Genomic DNA, 26,883 nt, shown 5'->3' on the forward strand with positions numbered 1-26,883 from the left:
CGATGCGCTTCAGCCATTTCTTCATCCGCCGGCCCATATTCGCAGGCGTGATCGCGATCATCATCACGATCGTCGGCGCCTTCGCCTATCTGGGCCTGCCGATCTCGCAATTCCCCGATATCGTCCCGCCGACCGTCACGGTGAGCGCGAACTACCCCGGCGCTTCCGCCGAAACCGTGGCCGATACCGTCGCCGCACCGATCGAGCAGCAGATCAACGGCGTCGACAACATGCTCTACCAGTCGTCGCAATCGACCGGCGATGGGCGGTTGACGATCACCGTCACCTTCAAGCTCGGCACCGATCTCGATTCCGCGCAGGTGCTGGTTCAGAACCGCGTTGCGCTCGCCGAGCCCAGCCTCCCTGAAGAGGTGCGGCGTCAGGGCGTCGTCGTTCGCAAGACCTCGCCGTCGTGGCTGATGGCGGTGAACGTGCTGTCGCCCGATAACTCGCTCGATCGCAGCTATGTTTCCAACTACGCGCTCACGCAGATCAAGGACCGGCTGACCCGCGTCGACGGCATCGGCGATGTGCAGGTGTTCGGCGCGCGCGATTATGCGATGCGCGTCTGGATCGATCCCGGCCGCGCCGCCGCGCTCGGGCTTACCGCGGGCGAGATCGTCTCCGCGCTGCGTTCGCAGAACATTCAGGTCGCGGCCGGAACCATCGGTCAGCCGCCGTTCGATACCGGCGCAGCGCAGCAGCTCAGCGTCGAAACGCAGGGCCGCTTCAAGACCGCCGACGAATTCGCGGACATCATCGTGCGGACGGATAGCACCGGCGCGATCACCCGCGTGCGCGACATCGCGCGTGTCGAACTCGGCGCGGAAGATTATGGCGTCAACGCCTACCTTTCGGGGCAGGATTCGATCATCATGGGGATCACCCAGCGGCCGGGCACCAATGCGCTCGCAGCTGCCGAAGGCATCAAAGCCGAACTCGCCGAAGCTGCGAAGAGCTTTCCGCAGGGACTCGAATACCGGATCATCTGGAACCCCACCGAATTCATCAGCGAATCGATGGGTGCCGTGCAGGCGACCCTGTTGGAAGCCGCGCTGCTCGTCGTCGTCGTCATCCTCGTGTTCCTGCAAAGCTGGCGCGCCGCGATCATTCCGATCATCGCGATTCCGGTTTCGCTGATCGGCACGTTCGCGGTGCTCGCAGGCCTCGGCTATTCGCTAAACACGCTGTCGATGTTCGGCCTTGTGCTCGCCATCGGCATCGTCGTCGACGACGCGATCGTCGTCGTCGAGAATGTCGAGCGTAATCTCGAACACGGCCTCTCGCCACGCGAGGCATCGCACCGTTCGATGGATGAAGTCTCCGCCGCACTGGTCGCGATCGTGCTCGTGCTCTGCGCCGTGTTCGTGCCGACGACCTTTCTCACCGGCATCACGGGTGAATTCTACCGCCAGTTCGCCGTCACGATCGCCAGCGCGACGATCATCTCGCTTGTGCTGTCACTCACTTTGTCGCCCGCGCTTGCCGCACTGCTGCTGCGGCCAAAGGCGGAAACCGCGCCTGAATCCGGCTGGCGCCGCCGCGCGTGGCTTGCGGGCGCGTGGTTCAACCGCAACTTCGATCGGTTGAGCGAACGCTACGGCAGCCTTACCCGCCGGCTTGCGGCGGCACCAAAGCGCGTCTTCCTGGTCTACGGCGGCCTCGTCCTCGCGGCGGGCGGACTGTTCTGGGCGACCCCGGCCGGGTTCATCCCCGCACAGGATCAGGGCTATGCGCTTGCAGCGATCCAGCTTCCGCCGGGCAGTTCGATCGAACAGACCGATCGCGTGCTGAAGAAGGCCGTTGCGAAACTGCTGGAGGTGCCGGGCACCGAAGCAGCGGTGATGTTCTCCGGCTTCGACGGCGCCTCGCAGACGCAGGCGTCGAACGCCGCCGCTGCCTATGTCACGTTCAAGCCTTTCGCGCAGCGCGCCAAAACCGGCCGCACCGAGGCCGCAATCGAGAACGACATGCGCGCCGCACTCGCTGATCTCAACGAAGCGTTCGTATTCGTCGTGCCGCCGCCCGTCATTCAGGGCATCGGCAACGGTGGCGGCTGGCGCATGATGGTGCAGGATCGGAGCGGCGCGGGCTATCAGGCGCTCGAACAGGCGGCTGGCGGCGTGATCGGTTCGGCGCATCAGGCGAAGGAACTCGCCAACGTGCGCACGCTGTTCAACACCGCGACGCCGCGCATCTATGCCGATATCGATCGCGCCAAGGCAGATATGCTCGGCGTGCCCGCAACGCGCGTGTTCGAAGCGATGCAGGTCTATCTCGGCTCGGCCTATGTCAACGACTTCAACCTGCTCGGCCGCACCTTCCGCGTCACCGCGCAGGCCGACGCGCCCTTCCGCGACGATGCCTCCGATATCGCGCAACTGAAAACGCGTTCGAACGGCGGTGGCATGGTGCCGATCGGCGCCGTCGCGACCTTCGAGGATCGCACCGGCCCCTACCGCGTGACACGCTACAACCTGTTCCCGGCGGTCGAGATCGACGGCGACACTGCACCCGGTGCCTCCACCGGACAGGCGCTCGCGCAGATGGAAACGATCGCGGAAGATCTGCCGCAGGGTTTCGCGGCGGAATGGACCGATCTCGCCTTCCAGCAGAAGGCGGCGGGCAATATCGCGGCGCTGATCTTCGGCCTGTCGGTCGTGTTCGTCTTCCTCGTGCTCGCGGCGCAGTTCGAAAGCCTGATGCTGCCGCTCGCGATCATCCTCATCGTGCCGATGACGCTGCTCGCGGCGATGCTGGGCGTGAACCTGCACGGGCTCGACAACAATATCCTCACGCAGATCGGCCTCATCGTGCTCATCGGCCTTGCCGCGAAGAACGCGATCCTGATCGTCGAGTTCGCGAAGCAGGCCGAGGAGAGGGGGCTTGCCCCGCGCGCGGCGGCGGTCGAGGCGGCGCGTGCGCGGCTGCGCCCGATCCTGATGACGAGCTTCGCATTCATCCTCGGCGTGCTGCCGCTGATGATGGGGTCCGGCCCGGGCTGGGAACTGCGTCAGGCGCTCGGCACCGCCGTGTTCTACGGCATGATCGGCGTCACCGCCTTCGGCCTCGTCTTCACCCCCGTGTTCTATGTGGCGAGCCGCAGCCTCGGCGAACGGTTCGGACGCCGCCATTCCTCTGCATTGCAACTCGCCGAATAAGAAAGGCGCAAGCTCATGTTCCGCAATCTGATGATCGCCGCCTCCGCGCTCGCGCTCGCCGCCTGCGCGACCGGCCCCGACTATGCCACCCCTGAAACGCCGTCATCCGCCGGCGCGTTCGTCGCGGCGACACCCGCCGTCGATACGCTCGCGCCGGTGAAGGCCGACTGGTGGCGGCTCTACGACGACCCCGTGCTCGACCGATTGGTTGCCGACGCCATCGCCGCGAACACGGACGTGCGCGTCGCGGTCGCGAGGCTGGAGAAAGCCCGCGCTGCGCTCCGCGAGGTCCGCACCGACCGACTCCCGGACGTCGGCGTCGGTGCGAGCGCCACCTACGGCCGCCTACCCGAAAGCCAGCGCGGGTCGGGCGCGCCCCGGGAAGACTGGTCCATCGATACCGGGCTCGACGTGGCCTATGAGGTCGACCTGTTCGGCCGCGTCTCGCGCGGTATCGAGGCCGCGCGCGGCGATCTCGGCGCCGCCGAGGCCGATCTCGAAGCGGTGCGCGTCTCGGTCGTTGCCGAAACCACGCGCGCCTATGCGACCGCCGCCGCTTCGGGTGAGCAGATTGCCGTTGCCGAACGCATCGTTGAATTGCTCGACAGGTCGCTGCGCGTCACGGACAGGCGGCGCGCGGTGGGGCTCACCACCAGTCTCGACGTCGCGCGCATCGCCACGCTCCGCAATCAGCGGCAGGCCGAAATCCCGGCGCTTGCCGCGGAGCGCAACGCGGCGCTGTTCCGCCTTGCCACGCTCACCGGCCGCGCCCCCGCCGACCTTCCGCCGATCGCGGCGGCGCGCGTCTCCACCCTCCGCCTCGACACGCCGATCCCGGTCGGCGACGGCGCGCAGCTTCTCGCGCGCCGCCCGGATATCCGCGCCGCCGAACGCCGCCTCGCCGCCGCAACCGCGCGCATCGGCGTCGCCACCGCCGATCTCTATCCGCGCATCAGCCTCGGCGCGTCGATCGGCTCGACCGGGCCCGACATCGGCGATGTGTTCGGGGGCGGGCCGCTGCGCTGGCTGCTCGGCCCGCTGATCAGCTGGTCGTTCACCGATCACGAGCGCGCCCGCGCCCGCGTCGCCGGTGCAGAGGCGGACACGCGCGCCGCGCTCGCGGGTTTCGACGGCACCGTGCTGCGCTCGCTCGAGGAAACCGAAACCGCGCTCTCTGCCTATGCGAGCGCGCTCGATCGCCGCACGGCGCTCAAGGCTGCGCGCGACGCCGCCGAACAGGCGGCACGCATCGTCCGCGCGCAGCAGCGGGAAGGGCAGGTGGACAGCCTCGCCCTCATCGATGCGGAACGTACCTTCGCGGAAGCCGAAGCCCAACTCGCCGCGATCGACGCGGGCATCGCCGATGCCCAGATCAATCTGTTCAAGGCGCTCGGCGGCGGCTGGAGCGCGGGGCCCACCGCGTATGCGGCCGCCTTGCCGTAAACGTGTTCAGCCTCCGCTCATCAAGCGGGCGCAAAGGATGCCGAAGCGATGGCGGACGAGATCATGAAACGCGGCGGCATGAGCGAGTTGAAGGTGAAGGGGCTGCTGTGCGCCGCACTCCTCGCCGTCGTGTACGTACCTTCGGCGCACGCCGAGGCGCCGAATCGCATCACCAACATCACCGTCTACGGCAATGAACCATGCCCGAAGGGCGATGGCGACGAGATCGTGGTCTGCGCGCGAGAGCCCGAGGGCGAGCAGTACCGCATCCCCAAGCGCCTGCGCGAAACGAAGAAGAACGACCCGCCCTCGCAATCGTGGACGGCGCGCGTGCGCACGCTCGACGAGGCGAGCCGTCCCACCATGCCCAACAGTTGCTCGGCGGTCGGTTCCGGCGGGCAAACCGGCTGCACCATGGAAATGCTGCGCCAGTGGTTTGCCGAGCGACAGGCTGCCAAGGCGAGGGCGGCTGACGTTCCCTAACTGCTGAGCTGCTTTTCGAGCGCGTCCAGAACCCGGTAGCACGGCATCACCTGCGCCACGCTGGCGTTCGGCTCGCGCCCTTCGCGGATCGCGGTGACGAATTCGCGGTCCTGCAACTCGATGCCGTTCATCGACACGTCCACCTTCGACACGTCCACCACCTCGTCGCGCCCGGTCACGAGATCGTCATAGCGCGCGACCCATGTGCCGTTGTCGCAGATGTAGCGGAAGAAGGTGCCGAGCGGCCCGTCGTTGTTGAAGGACAGCGACAGCGTGCAGATGGCACCACTTTCGCTTTTCAGCTGGATCGACATGTCCATCGCGATGCCGAGATCCGGATGGACCGGCCCTTGAATCGCATTCGCCTGCACGATCGGCCCGGCCTGATAGGCGAACAGATCGATGGTGTGCGCGGCGTGGTGCCAGAGCAGGTGATCGGTCCAGCTGCGCGGCTCGCCCTTGGCGTTGATGTTTTTGCGGCGGAAGAAATAGGTCTGCACATCCATCTGCTGGATGCTGATCTCGCCCGCCTTGATCTTGTTGTATATATACTGGTGGCTCGGGTTGAAGCGCCGCGTGTGGCCCACCATCGCGACGAGGCCGGTTTCCTGCTGCGCTTTCAGCACCGCTTCACCCTCGGCGAGCGTATCGCAGAGCGGGATTTCCACCTGCACATGCTTGCCCGCGTTCAGGCACTGGATCGCCTGGCTCGCATGAAGCTGCGTTGGCGTCGCCAGGATCACGGCGTCGAGGCCGGGCAGCGCAAGCGCTTCGGCAAGGTCTGTCGCCGCGTGCCCGATGCCGTATTTCGCGGCAACGGCGCGCGTCGGCTCCAGCGTGCGCCCGACAACCGAGATAACCTCGACGCCGTCGATCTGCCGAAGCGCATCGAGATGCTTTTCGCCGAATGCACCGGCGCCTGCGAGGGCGATCTTCATGGGGTCTCCTTGGTTCGTCTCAGGCGGGTTCGAGCACGATGTGCCCGACCGCGGTGTTGCTGGCGGGGACGTGATAGTGGCGGTGCAGTTCTTTTACATGGCTCCCGAGCGCGCCGCGCATGATGAGCCACATGACGAGTTCGATGCCTTCGGAGCCTGCCTCGCGCAGATATTCGATGTGCGGCATATGGCGGAGCGCTTCGGGATCGCTGGTGAGCCGGTCGAGGAAGGCCTTGTCCCACGCCTTGTTGATAAGCCCCGCACGGGGCCCTTGAAGCTGGTGGCTCATGCCGCCCGTGCCCCAGATCTGCACGTTCAGGTCTTCCGGGAAACTTTCCACCGCGCGCGCGATGGCTTCGCCGAGCAGCCAGCAGCGGTTGCCCGAGGGCGGCGGATAGGTGACGACGTTGACCGCGATGGGCACGACCCGCGCGGGCCATTGGCTTACCTCGCCGAAGATCAGCGACAGCGGCACGGTCAGCCCGTGGTCGACCGTCATCTCGTTGATCATGGTAAGGTCGAATTCGTCGAGGACGCAGCACTGCGCGATGTGCCAGGCGAGATCGGCGTGGCCCTTCACGGGCGGCACCGGGCGCGGCCCCCAGCCTTCATCGGCGATGGCGTATTCGTCCGCGCAGCCGATCGCGAACGTCGGGATGATCTTCATGTCGAAGGCAGAGGCGTGATCGTTGTAGACGAGCACGACGACGTCGGGCTTTTCGCGCGCCTGATACTGCTTCACCCAGTCGTAACCGGCGAACACCGGTTTCCAGTAATCCTCGCCCGTCTTGCCGAGATCGATCGCGGCGCCGATCGCGGGAACGTGGCTGGTCGTGATTCCGGCGGTGATGCGCGCCATGTTCAGCGTCCCTCTCGTATCGAGCGCACGCCTTCGGGCGAGCGGCCGCCGCCCAGCATCATGGCGGCGTATTCGTCCTGCGACATGCCCGTCATCGATCCCGCCGCGTACTGGAAGCTCTTGCCGTCGGTCGCGAAGATCTTGGCGAGGAAATAGATGTTGCCGCCCTCGTCGAGCATCGCGTTGTAATCGCGCGCCAGCACTGCCGCCTTCTGTGCATCGGTGAGCGGCCATTCGGCGAGATAGGCGTTCTCGTCCGCCTTGAAGCGTTCGCGGTTCTCCGCCTTCATCAGGCTCATCGCGAACTGGTTCAGGTGATAGCCCTTGCGGGCGCGTACGGCCGTGTACACGCGCGTTCCCGGTATGTCGTCGAATTCGGCGAGGTAGGCGTGGATATTGTATGTCACAGCCCGCGACCTTTCAGCAGCGCATCGAGTCTTGGAAACACGCGGCGCACGTTGCCTTCGAAGATCGCATGGCGGTCCGCATCGCTGATCGGCAGCGCGTCAACATAGCGCTTGGTATCGTCGAAATACTGGCCCGTGGTCGGATCGATGCCGCGCACGGCGCCCACCATCTCGCTGCCGAACAGGATGTTCTTCGTGTCGATCACGTCCGCGAGCAGGTCGATGCCCGGCTGGTGATAGACGCAGGTATCGAAAAACACATTGTTCATCAGGTGTGCGGCAAGGTCCGGCTTCTTCAGCATGTCGGCAAGCCCGCGATAGCGGCCCCAGTGATAGGGAACCGCGCCGCCACCGTGCGGAATGATGAAGCGCAGCGTGGGGAAGTCGCGGAACAGGTCGCCTTCGATGAGTTGCATGAAGGCGATCGTGTCGGCGGCGATGTAATAGGCGCCCGTCGCGTGCAGCCCCGGATTGCACGATCCCGAAACGTGGATCATCGCGGGCACGTCGAGTTCGCACATCTTTTCGTAGATCGGATACCAATAGCGGTCGGTGAGCGGCGGGTGCTTGAAATGTCCGCCGCCCGGATCGGGATTGAGATTGCAGCCGACGAAGCCGAGTTCGTTCACACAGCGCTCGAGTTCGGAAACCGAAGCGGCAAGATCGGCGGCGGGGGACTGCGGCAACATGCAGACGCCCACGAACGTTTCCGGGTAAAGATGCGCGACGCGCCCGATGAGATCGTTGCACGCGCGCGACCACGCGATGCTCACGGCCTCGTCGCCCACATGATGCGCCATTGCCGATGCGCGCGGCGAAAACAGCGTCATGTCCGCGCCGCGTTCGCGGATCAGCCGCAGCTGGTTCTTCTCGATGCTCTCGCGAATCTCGTCGTCGGACACGGCAGGGTAGGGCGGCGGCGCGCTGCCCGCCTTGAACGCGGCCTTCTGCGTCTCGCGCCATGCGTTGTGGGGTTCGGGAGCCGTCGTGTAGTGGCCATGGCAATCGATCACGAGCGTCATGCGGGGTCTTTCAGGCTGTCGAGCGCGGCCAGCTTCGCCGCGAGTCCTTCCGTCGGCGCGATGCCGAGCGCGCCAAGCGCACGCTGCCGGGCGATCGTACCGCGCGTCATCAGCGGCGCGACGCCGAGGTCTTCGAGCGTGCGCGCCGATTCCTCCATCTCGGCGGCGCGGCGCAGGCCGTGCGCCAGCATCCGTTCGAGGTTGTAGTCGGCCTTCTGCGTCCAATCTCCGCCGAGCGACGAAAGCACCTCGTCAACGACTCCTGCCCGGTGCGCGGCGAGCACGCATTCGGCGGTCAGCGCCTCGATGCCCTTCACCATCACCGATCGGATCATCTTGATCGCGGAGGCATCGCCGATGCGTGCGCCGACGCAGCGCACATCCCGAAAGCCGAGGCCCTGCAGCAGGGCGGCGCCCACTTCGGCATGTGGCCCCGATACCAGCAGCGGGACAGAAATGCGTTTGGGATGAACGGGCGCCATCACCGCGACATCGACATAGCGCCCGCCCGCAGCGGTCACCGTCGTTTCGGCCGCGCGCTTGGTTTCGGGCGAAACGCTGTTCATATCGAACCACAGCGCATCTGCCGGGAGATGGCGCGCACAATCCCGCGCGGTCGCGAGCGCCGCGTCCGCCGTCACGAGCGACAGCGCCGCCGGGGTCTCCGCAAGTGCGGCGACCGCGCTTCCATATCCGGTCACGCCGTGTCGCGCGTAGTCTGCAAGTTTCGCGGCGCGCGTTTCAGCGGCCTCGGTCTTGATGTCAAAGGCTCCGGCGCCGTCAGCCCAGCCCGCCGCGGCCGCAAACGCTTGCGCGGCTTCGCCGAAACCGATGAGGGCGATCTTGTGAGCCATGCCGGGCATATGCGCACGGGCGCGCACGGCCCGCTAATCGGAACGGGGCAGGGGGTATAGGTTTTATCGAACTCAGAGTGCTCTGGCGCAGTTCTGCAAGGCGTCCACGAATGCCTGCTGCGCGGCGGTGGGTCGCCACCCTGTGCGTGTGGTGACGCCGATCGTGCGCTTGAGGCCCGGCGGCGTGTCGCAGAGCTTCACGAGCCAGCCGGCCTCCAGCTCGACCGAGACCTGATCGCGCGACAGCAGCGTCAGGAAGTCGCTTTCGAGCAGGATCTGCCGGATCGTCATCACCGATCCGCATTCGACCGGCACTTCGGGAACGGCAACGCCCGCATCCACGAACATCTTTTCCCACTGCGCGCGCAGCGGCGTTCCGGGCGCCGCGATCGTCCACGGGTATCGGGCGAGCGCCGCGATATCCGGCCTCTTCGCCTTCGTCAGCGGGTGGTCGGCGCGCGAGACGACGATCGGATGATCATCGAACAGCGGCTGCTGCACCACGTCGCCGCCGGCTTCGGGCGTGCGCAGTGCGCCCACAAGAAGGTCGAGTTCGCCGTCGCGTAGCGGCTCGATCAGCTCCGCGTGCGAGCCCTCGACGATGGCGGCGGTGATGCCGGGGTGGGTGCGGTGGAACGCGGTGATGGCGCCCGGCAGCAGCCGCGCGCGCGATAGCGGCATGGCGCCGATGGCGATGCGTCCGCTTTCCCGCCCCCTCAGCGTGCCCAGTTCCGAAAGCGCGGCGGCGAGTTCGGCGCGCGCGAGCCGGAACGCACGCACCGTGCGTTTTCCGCCCGCCGTCAGCACCACGCTGCGCCCGCGCCGCTCGACGAGCGTCCGTCGCAGCGCCACCGACAGGTCGTGGACCGCGCGGTGCAGCGAAGGTTCCGCAAGGCCGGTCGCGAGGCTTGCCCCTGCGTAGCTGCCGCCTTCCGCAACCGCGAGCAGCGCGCGGAATTGTGCCATCGTCACGCGCGGTGATCCGATGTGCGCGAGCGCTGCATCCGCCCGCGCGGCGAGCAGCTGCCCGGCCTCGGTCGGCAGCATCCCCGAAGGGATGCGATCGAACAGCGCCAGCCCCAGCCGGTCCTCCAGCCGCGCCAGCGCCTCGGTGATCGCCGGCTGCGTCAGTCCGATGATGCGCGCCGCCGCCGATATGCTGCCCGCACGCGTGACGATGGCGTGGGCGCGAAGGTGGCGGAGATTGAAGTCCCAGTAGTGCATATGTTGATGATTAGCATCAGCCTATGGGCTGTGCACAGTTCCGAATTGCAGCTGCGTCCGCCGCGGCGCATCGCTTTTCCGGCAAAGAGCGGGAGAGCCTATGTCCGGAATCGTCGTCCAGACCATCGCGCGCGCGGACGCCGCCGTGATCGATGGCCTCGCGCGCTGCGGCGTCGCAACGGTGCACGAGGCGCAGGGGCGCACAGGCCTTCTCGGCAGTCGTCTCCGCCCCATATATGCAGGTGCGCGCATCGCGGGCTCGGCCGTGACGATCTCGGCGCCCCCGGGCGACAACTGGATGGTTCATGTCGCGATCGAGCAGCTACAGCCCGGCGATATCCTCGTGCTCGCGCCGACCAGCCCCTGTGAAGACGGCTATTTCGGTGACTTGCTGGCGACATCGGCGATGGCGCGCGGTTGCCGAGGCCTCGTGATCGACGCGGGCGTGCGCGACGTGCGCGATCTCTCCGAAATGGGTTTCCCGGTCTGGTCGAAGGCGGTGTTCGCACAAGGCACGGTAAAGGCGACGCTCGGCTCGGTGAACGTGCCCGTCGTCTGCGCCGGGGCGGCGATCCTGCCGGGCGACGTGATCGTGGCGGACGACGACGGCGTCTGCGTCGTGCCGCGCGCGTCGGCGGCCGAAACGCTCGCGAAGGCCGAGGCGCGCGAGGCCGCGGAGATCGCTAAGCGCGAACGCCTCGCCGCGGGAGAACTCGGCCTCGACATCTATTCCATGCGCGAAAAGCTCGCGGCGATGGGCCTCAAATATGTCTGATGGCGTCCGCTGCATGTGGATGCGCGGCGGTACGTCGAAGGGCGGCTATTTCCTCGGCACGGAACTGCCGCAAGACCCCGCCTCGCGTGACGCGCTGCTGCTCCGCATCATGGGTTCGCCCGATCCGCGCCAGATCGACGGCATGGGCGGCGCCGATCCGCTCACCAGCAAGGTCGCCGTCGTTTCGAAATCCGCGCGACCGGGTGTCGACGTCGATTATCTGTTCCTGCAGGTGTTCGTGGACGAGGCGATCGTCAGCGACGCGCAGAACTGCGGCAACATCCTCGCGGGCGTCGGCCCGTTCGCGATCGAGCGCGGGCTGGTGGCGGCCGAAGACGGCGAAACCCGCGTTTCCATCTACATGGAAAACACCGGCCAGATCGCCATTGCGAGCGTCAGCACTCCCGGCGGCGTTGTTACATACGAAGGCGACGCCCGCATCGATGGCGTACCCGGCGCGCACGCCCCCGTGCCGCTCGCCTTCCGCGATACGGCAGGCTCAAGCTGCGGCGCTTTGCTGCCCACCGGGAACGCGGCGGACGAGATCGAAGGCGTATCCTGCACGCTCATTGACAGCGGTATGCCCTGCGTCGTGATGCAGGCGGCGGATGTCGGCGCCACCGGCTACGAGAGCCGCGAAGAGCTCGATGCCGCGTCCACGCTCAAGGCCCGGATCGAGGCGATCCGTTTGAAGGCCGGGCCGCTGATGAACCTCGGCGATGTTTCCGCGAAATCGGTGCCCAAGATGATGCTTGTGGCACCCCCGCGCGGTGGCGGGGCGGTCACCGTCCGCAGCTTCATCCCGCACCGCGCGCACGCGAGCATCGGCGTGCTCGGCGCTGTGAGCGTGGCGACTGCCTGCCTCATCGAAGGTTCCCCCGCTGCCGCCGTCGCCACAGTGCCCGCCGGCGCGCGCAAGCGCATTTCGGTCGAGCACCCGACGGGCGAGATGAGCTGTGTGCTCGAGGTCGACGAGAGCGACGCCGTGACAAGCGCGGCACTGCTCCGCACGGCGCGCAAGCTGATGGACGGGATGGTATTCTGATGGCGCGCAGCAAGACATGGGTCGATTTCCCCTCGAAGCCGAACTGGACGCCGCCGCCCGGCGCGGTCGATGCACACGTTCACGTGTTCGGCCCCGAGGCGGAATTCCCGTTCAGCCCGCTCGCCAAATATCACCCCGAAGATGCGCCGCCCGAGATGCTCTTCGCGCTCCGCGATCACCTCGGCTTTTCGCGCAACGTCATCGTGCAGGCAAGCTGCCACGGCACGGACAATGCCGCGACGCTGAATGCCATCGCCAAATCCGCCGGCCGCGCGCGCGGCGTCGCCGTCGTCGATCCCGATATCGGCATTGATGAACTGAAGCGTCTGCACGCGGGCGGCGTCCGGGGCATACGCTTCAACTTCCTGAAGCGCCTCGTCGACAATGCGCCGAAGGATAAATTCATCGAGGTCGCGAAACGCATCGCGCCGCTCAGCTGGCACGTCGTCGTCTATTTCGAGGCGGACATCCTCGAAGAGCTGATCCCCTTCCTCGAAGCCATCCCCACCACCATCGTCGTCGATCACCTCGGACGGCCGGATATCGCGCAGGGGCCGGGCGGCGCCGACATCACCGCCTTCAAGGCCCTGCTCGACAGCCACCCCAATATCTGGGCCAAGGTCTCCGGGCCTGAGCGCCTGTCCCCCATGGGCCCGCCGTTCGATGATTTCGTGGAGGTCGTCCGTCCCATCGTCGAACGTTACCCCGATCGCGTGCTCTGGGGCACAGACTGGCCGCACCCCAACATGGAGCACCGCATCCCCGACGACGGCACGCTCGTCGACGTGCTACCCCGCATCGCGGTGACGGAAGCGCTCCAGCACAAGCTCCTCGTTGCCAATCCCGAGCGGCTTTACTGGGCGGACTGACAGCTCGCATCCCGCTCCGCACCATGCCATAGGGCAGCGGGTCTGGAGGAGTGCACGCCATGGATACCGAAACGTTCGGCCTGTTCCGCTCGGCTATCCGCCGTTTCGTCGATGAGCGCCTGATCCCCGCAGAGGATGCGGTCGAGGAAGCCGACGCGGTTCCCGATGCGATCGTGGACGAAATGCGCGAAATGGGCCTGTTCGGCATTTCCGTGCCCGAGGCGTACGGCGGGCTCGGCTGCACCATGTCCGAAGAGGCCGCGCTCATCCGTGAACTGACGCGCGCCTCCGTCGTGTTCCGCTCGTTGATCGGCACCACGCTCGGCATCGGCAGCCAGGGCATCGTCATCGATGGCACGGAGGCGCAGAAACGCGAATGGCTGCCGAAGTTCGCGAGCGGCGCGGCGATCGCGAGCTTCTGCCTCACCGAGCCCGAGGCGGGCTCCGATGCCGCCTCGCTGCGCACCGCCGCCGTGCGCGACGGCGACACATATCGCATCACCGGCACCAAGCGCTTCATCACCAACGCGACGCGCGCGAACGTCTTCACGCTGATGGCGCGCACGGAAGCCGACGTGAAGGGCGCGGGCGGTATCTCCGCTTTCATCCTGCCTGCCGATACGCCCGGCATCACGCTCGGCAAGCCCGACAAGAAAATGGGCCAAAAGGGCTCCGTCACGACCGACGTGATCCTCGACGATGTCGTTGTCCCGGCCGCAAATATCATCGGCGGCGTGCCGGGTCGCGGCTTCAAGACCGCGATGAAGGTGCTGGATCGCGGCCGCATCCATATCTCCGCCGTAGCGCTCGGCATGTGCGACCGCCTGATCGAGATGAGCCTCGCCTACGCGATCGAGCGCAAGCAGTTCGGTGAGCGCATCGCGAACTTCCAGCTCGTGCAGGCGATGCTCGCGGACATGAAGGTGGACCTCCTGACGACCGAGGCGCTGATGCAATCGGTCGCCGCGAAGTTCGATGCGGGCGAAGCTGTCAGCCTCGAATGCTCGGCGCTGAAGCTCCACGCGTCGGAGGCCGTCGGCCGCATCGCCGACCGCGCCGTGCAGATCCACGGCGGCGCCGGCTACATGGCCGAATACAAGGTCGAACGCTTCTACCGCGACGTGCGCCTGCTTCGCATCTACGAGGGCACCTCGCAGATCCAGCAGACGATCATCGCCAAGCAGATGATCCGGCAGGCCGAAGCCTGACCGGCGTCAGCGCACCCCTTACTTGTGTGCCTCAAACCAGCCGATGACCCCGGCCACCTTCTGCGCGAAGTGGCTCGGGAACGTGCGGATGCCGTGGTTTTCGAGCGGAACGCGCACGAACACGCTTTCGACCCCGTGGTATTTGAGCGCGGCGAAATACTGCTCCGATTCCGAGATCGGCGTGCGGTAGTCGGCTTCGCCCGTCATCACCATCGTCGGCGTTTTCACCTTGTCGACCGAGGCGAGCAGCGAACGGCGGCGGTAGTCGTCCGGTTGGCTCCACGGCGTCCCGAAGAAGAAGCCCTTGAAGACCAGCGGCAGGATATCGGATGTGAGCGCCTGGCTCTGCCAGTCGATTACCGGATAGAGCACGGCGGCGGCGCGGAAGCGCTCGCTGCGCGCGATCAGCCAGGCGGAGAGCGTGCCGCCGCCCGAGCCGCCCGTCACGTAAAGACGAGATGTATCGATGAAGCCGCGCGCGACAACCGCGTCGACGCCGCTCATCAGGTCGTCGAACTCGTCGCCCGGAAACGCATTCTCGATGAGGTTGGCGTAGGGTTCGCCATAGGACGTGCTGCCCCGCACGTTGGGATAGAAGACGACGTAGCCTGCCGCTGCCATCAGCTGCTTTTCCATGTCGAAAAGCGGGCCATAGGCGGCATTGGGGCCGCCGTGGATTTCCATGATCAGCGGGTATTTTTTCGCGGGGTCGAAGTCCGGCGGATAGATCAGCCAGCCCTGCACGGGGAGGTCGCCCTTCGACGAGCGGTAATTGATCTCCTCGACACGGCCGAGCGCGCGCGCGGCGAACAGCGCCTCGTTCAGCCCCGTGATCGAACGCGCCTTGCCGATGCCCGTACCCGCGAGCGCGATGTTGCCGCTCGAATCCGGCGCCGCCCACTGCATGGCGACACGGCCGGTTCGTGAAACCGTGAAGGCGGGCGCCGCCGTGTAGGCGATGTGTGCCATGCCGAGTCCTTCGGCGATCTCGCGGCGTCCGCCTTTCAGGTCGAAGAGGGCAAGCCGGTTCTCGCCGCGATCGGCGTAATAGGCATAGATGCCGCGCCCGTCCGCGGCCCAGCGTGGCGCCATCACGTCGCGGTCGAGCGCGGCGGAAAGCACGCGGCGTTCGCCGGTGTTCGTGTCGAGCACCATCAACCGCGTCGTCGTGTGCCAGCGTCCGGCCTCGTCAGCGCCGATGTAGGCAATGTATCTCCCGTCGGGCGATACTTGCGGAGAGGCTTCGGGGCCGTCGCGGTCGATAAGCGTCTTCATCGCGCCGCCGTCCACGGGGAGCAGGTACAGTCCCGTGTCGAACATCTTGCCTTTCAAGATGGCGTTTTCGTCGTTGCGGTTGAGCGCAACAATCAGGGCCTTGCCGTCAGCCGCCCAGGCATAGGGGCTGCCGATCAGCGGGAAGGCGCCTGATTCGTCGGTCGTGATCTGGCGGGGCGTGCCGCCGCTCGCCGGAACCGTGAAGATATGCATCCGCCCCGGCGGAATGATGCCGGCGCCGTCCTGGCGGTACATCGCCTTGTCGACGACGATCGGCCCCGGCTTCCAGGTCGCGCCGGGCGGGGGCGTGACGGGCGTGCCGAAGCTTTTCGGCGCGGCGGGAACGTGCATTGCGTAAGCGAGCGTCTTGCCATCCGGCGACCATTCCAGGCCCATGGGTGCGCCGGGGAAGCCACCGATTGTGGTCTCGACGCCGTTATCCATCCAGCGCACGACGATCTGGCGCGCGCCGCTGCGCGTGGCGACGAAAGCAAGCCGCTTTCCGTCCGGCGACCAGCGCGGATCGCTCGCGGCCTCTTCGGTCTTGGTGAGCGGCACATGGTTGCGGCCGTCGGCATCGATCAGCCACAGCGTGGGCTGATAGGAATCCGTCACGATGTCGGCTTTCAGGCGCACGTAGGCGACGCGCGTGCCGTCTGGGGATATTTGCGGGTCGTTTCCCGTTTCCAGGGCGAATACATCAATGGGCTGCAGCGGCGGATTGCTTGCGGCGTGGGCCGGCGCGGCGAAAGCGGTCAGCATTGCGAGCGCGGCAAATGATGCTGTTCGGAAACTGGCTCTCGACATAAATCCCCCTTCCAAATATTGATCAAAGATCATAATTTTATATTTCTGTTCGTCAATCACTCTCCTGATGACCCGTGGCTCGGGCGCCGGACAGTCCGGATGCCGCGATGTCAAAAATGGGTGCCGTTTGGTCATGTGGCGCGGTGCCCGCCGACTTTAGGACGTGCGAGGCGAGAGAGAGAAGCAAGGGAAGGCGACAAATCATGAAAAGGCGGAGCGCGATCATTTTTGCGGCGTTGCTGATGCCGCTGGCGCAGGCGGCCGGCGCGGCGACTTTCATCCAGGCGGGAAACCTGATCGACGGCAAGGCCGATGCGCCGCTTGGCCTGCACACGATTGTCGTCGACGAGGGGCGCATCGTGCGCGTGGCGGCCGGAAAGGTCGCGCCGGGCGCGGGCGATACGCTGATCGACCTCTCGGGCCACAGCGTGATGCCGGGCCTGATGGACATGCACACGCATCTTTCCTCTGAAAGTGGCCCGGCGAGCTACACGGATCCCTTTGCCCTGGGACCTGCGGATTTCGCCTACAAGATCGAAAAATATGCACGTGTCACGCTGATGTCCGGCTTCACGCTCGTCCGCGATCTCGGCGATGCCTACGGTGTGTCGATCGCGCTGCGCAAGGCGATTGATCGCGACGACGTCGTCGGGCCGCATATCTTCACCTCCGGCGCTCCGATCGCGTCCACGGGCGGTCACGGCGATCCCACCAACGGCATTTCGCCAGCGCTCGGCCTGAAGACCCCCGGCGCCACCGAAGGCGTCGTCGATAGTGCGGACGAAGCGCGCAAGGCCGTTCGCCAGCGCTACAAGGATGGGGCCGATCTCATCAAGATCACGGCGACGGGCGGCGTGATGAGCCTCGCAAAAAACAGCCAGAACGCACAGTTCACGCCCGATGAGCTTGCCGCGATTGTTGCCACGGCACGCGACTACGGGATGCACGTCGCCGCGCACGCCCATGGCCTCGATGGTTTGCGGCGCGCCGTCGCGGCCGGGGTCTCGACGATCGAACACGGCACCTATCTCGACGACGAGACCATGCGGCAGATGAAGACGAAGGGCATTTATCTCGTGCCGACGCTCATGGCCGGAGACTGGATCACCGAGAAAGCGAAAACAGCAGGTGCGCTGCCCGATGTCGTGCGGCCCAAAGCCGCGGCGATCGGCCCGCGGATGTCGGGCACGTTCGCGCGCGCCTATCGACTTGGCGTGCCGATCCTGTTCGGCACCGACAGCGGCGTGTCCGCGCACGGCGACAACGCGCGCGAGTTCGAGCTGATGGTCGCCGCAGGGATGCCGCCGATGGCCGCGATCCGCGCTGCAACGTCGGAGCCCGCGAAGTTCCTTGGCATTGCCGACCGTCAGGGCAGCATCGGCGCGGGCATGGCGGCCGACATCATCGCGGTTCCCGGCAACCCGGTGCAGGATATCGCGCTGATGCGGAAGGTCGATTTCGTGATGATCGGCGGAAAAGTCGTCAAGCAGCCCTGACCGCATGGTTGACTTGCTATATGATCTTTGATCAATAATATCTCGCGGGTTTTCTCCGCCCGCAGCGTATCGGTCGTGTGCCTGAACACCGCCGACTTGATCGGGACACGTATGACAGCTTTCAGTTCAACCCAGGTTCTGGTGACCGCAGGCGCGTCCGGCATCGGCCGCGCAATCGCCGAACGCTTCGCCGATGCAGGCGCGCAGGTCCGTATCTGCGACGTCTCCGAAGAGGCGATCGCGGTGCTTGCCGAAGCGCGCCCGGATATTGCCGCAACACGCGCGGACGTGTCCGACGAAGCCGATGTCGCCGCGCTGTTCGATGCCCTCGGCTCGAAGCTCGAGGTCCTCATCAACAACGCCGGCATCGGCGGGCCGCGAGGGCCGGTTGAGGATATCGAAGACGCTGAATGGGAACGCACGCTCGCCGTGAACCTCACAGGCGCGCTCCGCGTGACGCGGCGCGCGGTGCGCCTGATGAAGCCGGCAGGGCAGGGCGCTATCGTGAACATTTCCACGGCCTCGGTGCGTACCGGCCTTCCGAACCGGACAGCCTATGTTGCCTCCAAGGAGGGGCTCATGGGCTTCACGGCCAACCTTGCGCGTGAACTCGGGCCCAGCAACATCCGCTGCAACGCGATCCTCCCCGGCCTTATCGACAATCCGCGCGGCCGCGCGCTCGCTGCGCGGGCAGCGGAAGAGCAGGGGCGTAGCGTGGCCGAGGTCGAGGCGGAGATGCTGCGCTTCGTCTCGATGCGGTGCTGGATCGACCCGGCGGAGGTCGGCGACCTCGCGGTGTTCCTTGCGTCACCAGCAGCGCGGCACATCACGGGGCAGTTCATCGGTGTCTGCGGCGGCGCGGAGTGGGAAGGCTGAGCGCAGCGATGGACAGGAGCAGCGGCTGCGTCCTAAAGAAAAGCCGAAAGGGACATCGTCGATGACGACTGCTGCGCGCGCGACCCGGTTTGCACCGGTGCATCGCAATACATTGAAGGACCAGAGCTATTCGGAACTCCGCCGTGCGCTCGTGACCGGCCGCTTCCAGCCGGGTGAGCACGTGACGGTGAAGCTGCTCGCCGAACAGCTCGGTTCCGGCATCATGCCTGTGCGCGAGTCCATGCAGCGGCTGGTGGCGGAAGGCGCGCTCGTCAATCTGCCAAGCGGCCGGGTGTGCGTTCCATCTCTGACGCGCGCGGAGTTCGACGAGATCATCGAGATCCGGATGCTCCTCGAACCGCACTGCTGCCGCAAGGCCGCAGCTGCCATGACCGACGCGATCTTCGCCGAGATATCGGAAGGGCAGGCGCGACTTCGCGCCGCCGCCGCAGGCGAGAATCCGGAGGCGGCGCTGTGGGCCAATCACCAATATCATTTCGGTATCTACCGCCAGGCCGGTTCGCGGCAGATGCTCGCGCTTATCGAATCCGTATGGCTGCGCTTCGGGCCCATGATGACGCACAGCCAGGCTGGCGGTGCCGGGGCGCAGGAATATCTGGAGGCCGAGCTCAAGACGCAGGAAGAGCTGCTGGCCGCCCTCGCGGCGCACGACGGCGCGCGATCGGCGAAGCTGATGGCCAGCATCATTCAGTGCACGGCCCGCTGGTATCACAAATCTTATCCGTTCGCGGAGGATGTTGAATAATTTTGATCAAATATCATAGATCATAGTATTGACGTTCGTGGTGGTTTGCGCCAACCCGGTGCGTGTCGTGCACAGGGGAAAATCATGCGTAAATCTCGGAAAACGATCATCACATGCGCCGTCACCGGCTCGATCCACACGCCATCTATGTCGCCGTACCTGCCGATCACCCCAGACGAGATCGCCGAACAATCGATCGCGGCGGTGGAAGCAGGCGCAGCGATCGTTCACCTGCATGCGCGCGATCCGGCTGATGGCCGTCCGACGCCTGACCCCGACGTGTTTGCGGGCTTCCTGCCGCGCATCAAGCAGGCGACCGACGCCGTGCTCAATCTCACGACAGGCGGCGCACCGGGGTTCACGATGGATGATCGTCTTGCTGCGCCCGTACGTTTCCAGCCCGAGCTGACCTCGCTCAACATGGGCTCGATCAACTTCGGCGTGTTCGGGCTCGCGGAGCGCGAACAGCCGTGGAAGCACGAATGGGAAAAGCCGTTCCTGCAAGGTTCGCACGCCGCGCCGCAATCGAATACGTTCGCGCAGATCGAGCGTGTGATCCGGGAGCTCCACGAAGGCTGCGGCACACGCTTCGAATTCGAATGCTACGATGTCGGCCATCTCTACACGCTGGCACACTATGCCGACAAAGGCCTGCTGAAGCCGCCGTACTTCGTGCAGTGCATCTTCGGCATTCTCGGCGGTATCGGCGCGGATATCGATCATCTCGCACACATGCGCAACACGGCGGACCGATTGTTCGGCGATGACTATTACCTGTCGTGCTTCGCGATCGGTCGTAACCAGATGCCGTTCGTCACGACGTGTGCCGCGATGGGCGGCAACGTGCGTGTTGGCCTGGAAGACAGTCTCTACATCGGCAAGGGACAACTCGCGACGAGCAACGCGCAGCAGGTCACGAAGGTGCGGTCGATCCTCGAAGAGCTGGGGCTCGAAATCGCAACGCCCGCCGAAGCACGCGAGATGCTCGCGCTCAAGGGCGGAGATCGCGTCGCGTTCTGATCGGTGAAAAGGGGAGGGCGGGATTTGATCCCGCCCTTTTCAGGTCTGGCACTCTATCGCGACGTTCCGGCCTGCGCTCGCATAGATCGCTTCGAGCACGGTGAGAGCCGCGATCCCTGCATCGGCGCCGGTCCCCGGCGGAGTGCCGCTGCGGAGTTCGGCCGCAAAGGCATCGATCTGCGCGCGGAAATGGTCGGGTGCCGGATCACCGTCGAGCACGATCTGGCGTGTGCCGTCGGCATCGGTCAGGTAAAGTGCGTGCGCGTAGTGGAATATGCGAAGCGCGCCGCGCGTGCCATGGATATGGATGCTACCCGGATTGGTCTGCCATGCGCCGCCCGGGTGATAACCGTCCGCATCCCAGCTTGCGCCCCAGCTGAACTGGCCTTCTGCCGGCAGCTGTGTCGGCCAGGCGCCGTCTTCATAGAGCAGGTGCCCCGTCGCGCCGTTCGCAAGGCCGAGAATTGCATATTCGGTTTCCAGAGCATCGCCCGAACGATTGCCGCGCCCGCTTGCCCACGCAATGGGACTGTCCGCAAGCCAGGCGAATGCATCGATCAGGTGGACGCCATGGTCGACGAGACCCATGCCGGTGCCGCCGATTCCGCCTTCGGGATAGTGCCACGGCGGCAGCGCCGCGCGCGATGCTGGCCCGCGCCCGCCGACGAAATCCTCGCGGAGCAGGATCACGTCTCCGATCGCGCCATCCGCGATCAAGGCGCGCGCCTGCTTCAGGGCGGGCAGGTGGCGGTAACTCGCACCGTAACTGAGCGGGACGCCTGCGGCATCGCACAGTCTCCGCATCTCCTCGGCATCCGCGCGTGTTGTTGCCATCGGTTTCTCGATGAGAATGGCACGGCCTGCGGCGGCAACATCGGCAACGATCTGCAGGCGACTTGCGGGCGGCGTCAGAATGCACACGATATCGAGCGGTTCCGCCGCCAGCATGTCCCGGTGGTCCGTATAAGCGGCAGCACCGCACGCCTCAGCCGCCTCTGCGACACGTTTCGGATCAGCGTCGCACCGCGCAGTCACCTCGACGGCATCGGAGCGCCGGTACGCCTCCAGATGGAGGCGCCCGACGCCGCCGATGCCGACGAGGCCGACACGGAGACGGTTCGCGTGGTCGCTCAGAAGTTCACCCTCGCCTCGATGCCGATCGAGCGCGGCGTGTTGATGTAGACGCGGGCGCGGCCCGGTGTTTCGACCGCTGCCGCGACGTTGTCGGAAAGACTGGCGCGCTCGTCGGTCAGGTTCTTCACATAGGCTGCGATCTCGTAGTTGCCGAAGCGAACCCCGCCGCGCACGTTCACGATCTCGTAGCTTGGCCGGATACGCGGAACGAGTGTGCCGGTATCGGGATCGGTGTTGGCGTTGTTGCCGCTCGTGCTTTTGCCGATGTAGCGATAGTCGCCGTAAACGAACCCGTCGATCGCGTCGCTGAGCGGGAAATCATAGGACGCTGCAAAGCTTGCCGTGTACTTCGCAATTTCCGGAACCCTGTCGCCCTTCGCGCGGCGCGTGGTGAGCACGGTCTCAGTGAATTTCGCATCCGTGTAGCCGAACGCCGCGTCAAGGCTCAGACCTTCTGCGGGGCGCAGCGTTGCCTCAATCTCGATGCCTTCGCTCTTCGCCTTGCCGGCGTTCCCTCTGAAACCGAAGCCGCATTGCAGGCGCACCAATTGCTGAATGCTGCTCCAGTCGATGCGGAAGGCGGTAGCGTTCAGCGTCAGCTTGCGATCGAACGCGCGGGACTTCACGCCGGCTTCGTAGCTCCACACGCTGTCCGACTTGAACGACCCCACGCTGTCGTTTGAGAGGCCGAGCTCGGCGAGTTCATCGAGGCAGCCGAACGAGGCGGGGATCAGTGCGTTGACGCCGCCCGGCCGGAAACCCTTGGCGGCGGTCGCGAAGATCTGGTTGTCGTCGGCGAACTTGTATTGAAGCGAGAACTTCGGCGTGACGCCGCTCTCGCCGCTGCTCTTCTCCGGCACCACCGAAGGGCCGCCATTGGCGAGGCCGTCCGCCGTTTTCGACGAGGTCGTGCGAACATGGAATGCGCGCAAACCCGCGATGGCGGAAAGTTGCGGCACGATTTCGTAGATGATCTCGGTATAGGCGGCCTTTTCAACCTGCTTCACCGGATTCTCGGTGACGTAGACGAGGTCTGTGCCCAGCGGGAAACCGTTCGCCCCTTCGAAGGCGGCGTCGAGGCCCGGAATGATGTTGGGCGGATAGGCGTACTTGCCCTTGTTGTGGGCATAATAGAGGCCCGAGACGAATTCGAACGGCCCGCCGAACGAAGATGCGAAGCGGACTTCCTGGATGAAGTTGTCGCGATTGTTGCGCACTTCCACCGAGGTCGGGATCGGGGGAACGCCGAACGCAGCCGCGATGAAATCCGTCTGGTCGTCGATGTCGCGCGAGCGCCGATGGAAATATGAACTCGCCGAGGTGAACGTGCCGAAATCGCGCTGCAGCTTGATGTCGAAGGAGGCGAGCAGCCATTTGTCGCGTGACGCTTCGGGCACGTCGAATTGGCGACGCTGAATCAGGGAGGTCGGTTCCAGAACCACCGGCCCTGAGCCCGGAAGCGTAAGATCGGTGAACGGATAGCCGTTCATCCGGGTCTCCTGATAGAGCACGCGCGGCGTCAGGCTGAGATCTTCGGTGGGCTTGAACAGCATCGCGATCGACGCGCCGTTCGTTCGGGTTCGCGCGACGTTGTCGATCGTCGTCGTCGCGCCTTCCGGGCCGAACTCGCGTTTCATGAAGCCCGCATCATACTGGTGGATGCCGACCATGCGGACGGCGATCTTGTCCGTCACGAGCGGCAGGTTGATCATGGCGTCGAATTGGTAGCTCGGCCGGTCCGCACCGTGCGTGTCCGCGATGCCGGCATGAACGCGGCCTGACATTTCGCCCGCATCGGGCTGCGCGGTCACGAGCCGCACGGTGCCGCCCATCGACCGGCCGCCATAAAGCGTGCCCTGGGGCCCGCGCAGCACCTCGATGCGCGACACGTCGACGACGCGGGGATCGAGCGATTCAGGCACGGGCGTTTCATCGATGTAGAAGCCCGTGGTGTTGCGGTCGCCGATCCCGCGAATGGCGATCGTGCGGGAATTGGTCGTACCCTCCGCCGAGGTGCCGAAGGTGAGGTTGGGCACAGAGGTCGCATAGTCCGCGAAGGTTGTGGCGGCCTGACGCTGCAGGGTTTCCGCTGTCATCACATGGATGCTCATTGGGACATTCTGAAGCGTTTCGCTGCGCCGCGTCGCGGTAACGATGATCTCGTCCGTGGCAACGGTTTCGGCGGCGTGCGCACCGGCAGGTGCGATCGCCTGTAAGACCGGAAGCAGGCTTGCGGCTCCCAACAGCAGCCGGCTTACGATCCGTGTGTATCCCTGATTTCCCATTTTATCCCCCTTGTTGGCGCCGTGCGCTGGATTGCATAATAGTGATCTTTGATCAAAGATAAAAATGCAACCGATTCGTGAAGCATGGCGAAACGGGACAAACAGGTTGCCGATTGGCACGCGCTGTTGGTGCTGGCGGGAAGATGGGCAATACGGCTTTCAGGGGGATTGCGGATGCAAGGGTGGGGGATGGCAGGGACAGCCGTGGAGGCGCCCAGTGGCTGAGGTTCAGCGGCTTGCAGGCCGGATCGGCCGCTTTCAGCTTTTCGCGCTCGGCTTCGGCTCGATCATCGGGTCGGCGTGGGTGGTAATCCTGAACCGCTGGCTTGCCGAAGCGGGGCCTGTCGGTGCCGTGCTCGGTTTTGTCGCGGGTGGCATCGCCGTTGTCTGTATCGGGGCGTGCTATGCCGAGCTTACGGCGCGTGTGCCGAAGACAGGCGGGGATTTCACGTTCGCGCTGGCGGCGTTCGGGCCCAGACTTGCCTTTTTCGTCGGATGGTTCACGGCGCTCGGGTGGATTTCGGTCACGGTGTTCGAAGGACTTGCGGTCGCGTGGGTGGTCGAGCTGCTGCTGCCGGGTCTCGACGATGTCGTGCTCTACACGCTGTTCGATGCGCCGGTGACGCGCAATCAGCTCCTGATCGGCACGGCTGGCGCGCTCGTGATGACGATCGTCAATTATCTGGGCGGCGCCGCGTCGGCACGGTTCCAGGGGCTGCTCACCTATGGCTTCCTCGCTGTCGCGCTGGTGCTCCTTCTCGCGATGGCGGGGACCGGCGACACGGCGCTCCTGCTGCCCGCCTTTCCCGCAATGCCCGGTGGCGCGCCGTGGTGGCACGGCAGCCTTGCGATCTTCGCCAGCTGCGCGTTTCTGCTGAATGGCTTCCAGACGATCGCTCAGGCGGTCGAGGAGCGCGCCAGCGGGATTTCGCTTCGCACCATCGCGCGTGTGATGATCACCTCGATCGGGGCGGCGGCGCTGTTCTACTGTCTCGCCGTAACGGCGGCGGCGATGATGAAGCCGTGGTCCGAACTCGCGGGCGCGGACCTCGCGATGGTCGAGGCCGTGCGCGGTCTGCCGATGGGGGATACGCTTGCGCGTATTCTGCTCGTGATCCTGCTTGCATCGCTATTGAAGACCTGGAATGGCGTCTATTTCGCCGGAACACGAACGCTGTACGGGCTTGCGGCGCAGGGTTTTCTGCCGCGCGGGATGACCAACCTGCATCCGCGGTTCGGCTCGCCGTACCGGATCGTCCTCATCATCGGGGCGATCAACGTGGGGGGGTTATTGCTCGGGCGCGGCGCGGTGGGGCTGCTCGTCGATACCAGCGCGACGAGCATCGTGATCTGCTTCGTGCTGTGCTGCGCGGCGGTCTTCGTGCTCAGGCGGAAGCAGGCGCAGGTACCTGAATTCGTGGTGCCGGGCGGCCGTGTCGTGATCGGCTTCGCCTTCCTTGCGGCGCTCACGATGGCGGCCTCCGCGCTCGTCACGCCGCTGCTGCGCAGCGCGTTTCCGGTTGAATATCTCATCCTTGGCGGATGGGCCGGGCTCGGTGCATTGACGCTGGTGCTTCGGCGGAAAGCGTACGACGGCACAGGCCCCCGATCGCAAGAACCATGATGCCCGCCAGCAGGCCGATCCCTGCGTGCATCAACCAGAATGCGGACGCATCCAGCCTGTCCAGCCAGCCCCCGATCCAGCCGGTCGTACCGTTCGCCAGAAACAGGTGGAGGTAATAAAGGCCCATCATCGTCGAAACGATCGCGGGCGGGGAGACGCGCGCATAGAGCGCGAGCGAGACGGGATAGATATGCGCGAACGCCGTGCTTCCGAGCACATGGAACACCACGAGCGTCGCAAGGCCGACCTTCGTGCCCTCCGCGTCCGCCATCCAGGATGCCCCGGCCAGCAGCACATAGGCCGCGACGGAAAACAGGCAGCCGATCGCGATCCGCGTGATTTCCGTAGGTGCGATGCCGATTGTCGCCATCCGCCTCCAGAACCACATCACGCCGAGCAGGCAGGCGATCGACGCGAGCATGTCGATCGTGATCAGCCACGTCGTCGGCATACGCGTGCCGAAAACCTCCAGCGCTGCCGACGTATCCGACCAGATGAGATAAGCGTTGAACATCTGCTGATTGCCGATTGCGGCGAGCGCGAGCACTGGAATCAGGGCAAGCAGAACGAAGGTGGATTTCCATTCGCCGGTCGTCAGCGACCAGCGCTCTGCACGCCGCGCCCGCACCTTCGGCGCCGGGTCTTTCGGCAGATGGCGCTGCCCAGCGAGATATACGCCGAGGCCGATCGCCATCCCCACGCCTGCGGCCGCGAAACCGTATCGCCACCCGAGCGTCTCGCCGAGCGTCCCCGCAACGAGCGGCGCCGCGATGACACCGGCGTTCACGGCGAGCGTGTAGATATGGTAGGCGTCGGCCCGGCGGGCATCGTCCGTGCCGTAGAGCGCATTGATCTGCGCGGCGAGGTTGCCCTTGAAGCAGCCGATCCCGAACACGAGCAGGAGCAGCGCGGGAAGGAACGCGGCTTCGCTCATCATCAGAAAGTGCCCGGCGATCATCAGGACGCTGCCCGTAATCACCGTGGATGTGCGCCCGAGAAAACGATCGGCGATAAAGCCGCCGAGGATGGGCGTCAGGTAGATGAAGCTGCCGTAGATGCCGAAGATCGCGGAGGCGAGCGCTGTCGTCTGCATCGGGCCGAACAGTGCTTCGAGCGCGTCGCGCACGACCCTGAAACCCGCCACGCTTTCGATGTGGCCGGGCTGGAGCAGCGTATCGACCAGATACAGAACCAGCAGCGTCTGCATACCGTACTGGGCGAAGCGCTCCCACGCTTCAGTCACGGCGATAAAGCCGAGCGCGCGCGGATGGCCGAAGAAACCGGCCGGGCCGCCGGGACGCGCCAGCTTCAA

Annotated in this window: 23 protein-coding genes; 13 read left to right on the forward strand and 10 right to left on the reverse strand. The window is 65.6% G+C overall.

Going from position 1 to position 26,883, the window contains the following annotated elements; all coding sequences use genetic code 11:
• The first annotated feature begins 2 nt into the window (after positions 1-2).
• Genes ACE3TJ_RS16820 through ACE3TJ_RS16830 form a run of 3 tightly spaced genes read left to right on the forward strand, consistent with a single transcriptional unit; the run spans position 3 to position 5,087 of the window.
• Positions 3-3,161, forward strand: coding sequence for an efflux RND transporter permease subunit (locus ACE3TJ_RS16820; protein WP_374598210.1), 3,159 nt, complete (start codon positions 3-5; stop codon positions 3,159-3,161).
• Between the two features lie 15 nt (positions 3,162-3,176).
• Positions 3,177-4,604 carry an efflux transporter outer membrane subunit gene (locus tag ACE3TJ_RS16825; protein ID WP_374598212.1) on the forward strand — a complete coding sequence of 476 codons (1,428 nt, stop codon included), beginning with the start codon at positions 3,177-3,179 and terminating at the stop codon, positions 4,602-4,604.
• Between the two features lie 48 nt (positions 4,605-4,652).
• Positions 4,653-5,087 carry a hypothetical protein gene (locus ACE3TJ_RS16830; protein WP_374598214.1) on the forward strand — a complete coding sequence of 145 codons (435 nt, stop codon included), beginning with the start codon at positions 4,653-4,655 and terminating at the stop codon, positions 5,085-5,087.
• Here ACE3TJ_RS16830 and ACE3TJ_RS16835 read toward each other — a convergent pair.
• From ACE3TJ_RS16835 to ACE3TJ_RS16860, 6 genes are all read right to left on the reverse strand, one after another.
• Positions 5,084-6,025, reverse strand: coding sequence for a Gfo/Idh/MocA family oxidoreductase (locus ACE3TJ_RS16835; RefSeq protein ID WP_374598216.1), 942 nt, complete (start codon positions 6,023-6,025; stop codon positions 5,084-5,086). The two genes, ACE3TJ_RS16830 and ACE3TJ_RS16835, sit on opposite strands and share 4 nt — an antisense overlap.
• Before the next feature lie 19 nt (positions 6,026-6,044).
• Positions 6,045-6,884: a class III extradiol dioxygenase subunit beta gene (locus tag ACE3TJ_RS16840; RefSeq protein WP_374598218.1), complete on the reverse strand. Its 840-nt coding sequence runs from the start codon at positions 6,882-6,884 to the stop codon at positions 6,045-6,047.
• Between the two features lie 2 nt (positions 6,885-6,886).
• Positions 6,887-7,291, reverse strand: a complete 405-nt coding sequence (gene ligA, locus ACE3TJ_RS16845; protein WP_374598220.1) for a protocatechuate 4,5-dioxygenase subunit alpha — start codon at positions 7,289-7,291, stop codon at positions 6,887-6,889.
• On the reverse strand, positions 7,288-8,313 hold the full coding sequence (locus tag ACE3TJ_RS16850) for an amidohydrolase family protein (RefSeq protein ID WP_374598222.1): 1,026 nt from the start codon (positions 8,311-8,313) through the stop codon (positions 7,288-7,290). The genes ligA and ACE3TJ_RS16850 overlap by 4 nt, the downstream gene beginning before the upstream one ends.
• Positions 8,310-9,167: a DUF1932 domain-containing protein gene (locus ACE3TJ_RS16855; protein WP_374598224.1), complete on the reverse strand. Its 858-nt coding sequence runs from the start codon at positions 9,165-9,167 to the stop codon at positions 8,310-8,312. The genes ACE3TJ_RS16850 and ACE3TJ_RS16855 overlap by 4 nt, the downstream gene beginning before the upstream one ends.
• Before the next feature lie 72 nt (positions 9,168-9,239).
• Positions 9,240-10,391, reverse strand: a complete 1,152-nt coding sequence (locus ACE3TJ_RS16860; RefSeq protein ID WP_374598226.1) for a LysR family transcriptional regulator — start codon at positions 10,389-10,391, stop codon at positions 9,240-9,242.
• A 100-nt stretch (positions 10,392-10,491) separates the two neighbouring features.
• Here ACE3TJ_RS16860 and ligK point away from each other — a divergent pair, with 100 nt between their 5' ends.
• Genes ligK through ACE3TJ_RS16880 form a run of 4 tightly spaced genes read left to right on the forward strand, consistent with a single transcriptional unit; the run spans position 10,492 to position 14,288 of the window.
• Positions 10,492-11,166: a 4-carboxy-4-hydroxy-2-oxoadipate aldolase/oxaloacetate decarboxylase gene (gene ligK, locus ACE3TJ_RS16865; RefSeq protein WP_374598228.1), complete on the forward strand. Its 675-nt coding sequence runs from the start codon at positions 10,492-10,494 to the stop codon at positions 11,164-11,166.
• Entirely contained in the window at positions 11,159-12,211 is a 1,053-nt protein-coding gene (locus ACE3TJ_RS16870) for a 4-oxalomesaconate tautomerase (protein ID WP_374598230.1), read from the forward strand. Before ligK ends, ACE3TJ_RS16870 begins: the two co-directional genes overlap by 8 nt.
• Complete coding sequence (locus ACE3TJ_RS16875) at positions 12,211-13,080, forward strand: amidohydrolase (protein ID WP_374598232.1); 870 nt, start codon at positions 12,211-12,213, stop codon at positions 13,078-13,080. Before ACE3TJ_RS16870 ends, ACE3TJ_RS16875 begins: the two co-directional genes overlap by 1 nt.
• 59 nt (positions 13,081-13,139) lie before the next feature.
• Positions 13,140-14,288: an acyl-CoA dehydrogenase family protein gene (locus ACE3TJ_RS16880; protein WP_374598234.1), complete on the forward strand. Its 1,149-nt coding sequence runs from the start codon at positions 13,140-13,142 to the stop codon at positions 14,286-14,288.
• Between the two features lie 18 nt (positions 14,289-14,306).
• Here ACE3TJ_RS16880 and ACE3TJ_RS16885 read toward each other — a convergent pair whose 3' ends face one another.
• The gene (locus ACE3TJ_RS16885) at positions 14,307-16,370 is read right to left on the reverse strand and encodes a prolyl oligopeptidase family serine peptidase (RefSeq protein WP_374598236.1); all 2,064 of its coding nucleotides are present in this window, start codon (positions 16,368-16,370) and stop codon (positions 14,307-14,309) included.
• Positions 16,371-16,573: 203 nt separating this feature from the next.
• Here ACE3TJ_RS16885 and ACE3TJ_RS16890 point away from each other — a divergent pair, with 203 nt between their 5' ends.
• The 4 genes from ACE3TJ_RS16890 to ACE3TJ_RS16905 all read left to right on the forward strand — a co-directional run bounded on the left by ACE3TJ_RS16890 (position 16,574) and on the right by ACE3TJ_RS16905 (position 20,528).
• The gene (locus tag ACE3TJ_RS16890) at positions 16,574-17,866 is read left to right on the forward strand and encodes an amidohydrolase family protein (RefSeq protein WP_374598238.1); all 1,293 of its coding nucleotides are present in this window, start codon (positions 16,574-16,576) and stop codon (positions 17,864-17,866) included.
• A 111-nt stretch (positions 17,867-17,977) separates the two neighbouring features.
• The gene (locus ACE3TJ_RS16895) at positions 17,978-18,742 is read left to right on the forward strand and encodes an SDR family oxidoreductase (RefSeq protein ID WP_374598240.1); all 765 of its coding nucleotides are present in this window, start codon (positions 17,978-17,980) and stop codon (positions 18,740-18,742) included.
• A gap of 61 nt (positions 18,743-18,803) precedes the next feature.
• Positions 18,804-19,508, forward strand: coding sequence for a GntR family transcriptional regulator (locus ACE3TJ_RS16900; RefSeq protein ID WP_374598242.1), 705 nt, complete (start codon positions 18,804-18,806; stop codon positions 19,506-19,508).
• Between the two features lie 84 nt (positions 19,509-19,592).
• Positions 19,593-20,528: a 3-keto-5-aminohexanoate cleavage protein gene (locus tag ACE3TJ_RS16905; RefSeq protein WP_374598244.1), complete on the forward strand. Its 936-nt coding sequence runs from the start codon at positions 19,593-19,595 to the stop codon at positions 20,526-20,528.
• A gap of 39 nt (positions 20,529-20,567) precedes the next feature.
• Here ACE3TJ_RS16905 and ACE3TJ_RS16910 read toward each other — a convergent pair whose 3' ends face one another.
• Positions 20,568-21,596 carry a Gfo/Idh/MocA family protein gene (locus ACE3TJ_RS16910; protein ID WP_374599435.1) on the reverse strand — a complete coding sequence of 343 codons (1,029 nt, stop codon included), beginning with the start codon at positions 21,594-21,596 and terminating at the stop codon, positions 20,568-20,570.
• On the opposite strand from ACE3TJ_RS16910, the gene ACE3TJ_RS16915 reads away from it, so the two are divergent.
• Complete coding sequence (locus tag ACE3TJ_RS16915) at positions 21,483-21,710, forward strand: hypothetical protein (protein WP_374598246.1); 228 nt, start codon at positions 21,483-21,485, stop codon at positions 21,708-21,710. The two genes, ACE3TJ_RS16910 and ACE3TJ_RS16915, sit on opposite strands and share 114 nt — an antisense overlap.
• On the opposite strand, the gene ACE3TJ_RS16920 is transcribed toward ACE3TJ_RS16915, so the two are convergent.
• The gene (locus ACE3TJ_RS16920; RefSeq protein ID WP_374598248.1) at positions 21,659-23,947 is read right to left on the reverse strand and encodes a TonB-dependent receptor; all 2,289 of its coding nucleotides are present in this window, start codon (positions 23,945-23,947) and stop codon (positions 21,659-21,661) included. The two genes, ACE3TJ_RS16915 and ACE3TJ_RS16920, sit on opposite strands and share 52 nt — an antisense overlap.
• 217 nt (positions 23,948-24,164) lie before the next feature.
• Between ACE3TJ_RS16920 and ACE3TJ_RS16925 the strand changes: the two genes are divergently transcribed.
• Complete coding sequence (locus ACE3TJ_RS16925) at positions 24,165-25,571, forward strand: APC family permease (RefSeq protein WP_374598250.1); 1,407 nt, start codon at positions 24,165-24,167, stop codon at positions 25,569-25,571.
• Here the strand turns inward: ACE3TJ_RS16925 and ACE3TJ_RS16930 are convergent.
• A complete protein-coding gene (locus tag ACE3TJ_RS16930; protein ID WP_374598252.1) occupies positions 25,477-26,883 on the reverse strand; it encodes a peptide MFS transporter in 1,407 nt (468 codons plus the stop codon). The two genes, ACE3TJ_RS16925 and ACE3TJ_RS16930, sit on opposite strands and share 95 nt — an antisense overlap.

The sequence above is a fragment of the Sphingosinicella sp. genome (genome assembly GCF_041916975.1).
Classification (GTDB): Bacteria; Pseudomonadota; Alphaproteobacteria; order Sphingomonadales; family Sphingomonadaceae; genus Sphingosinicella.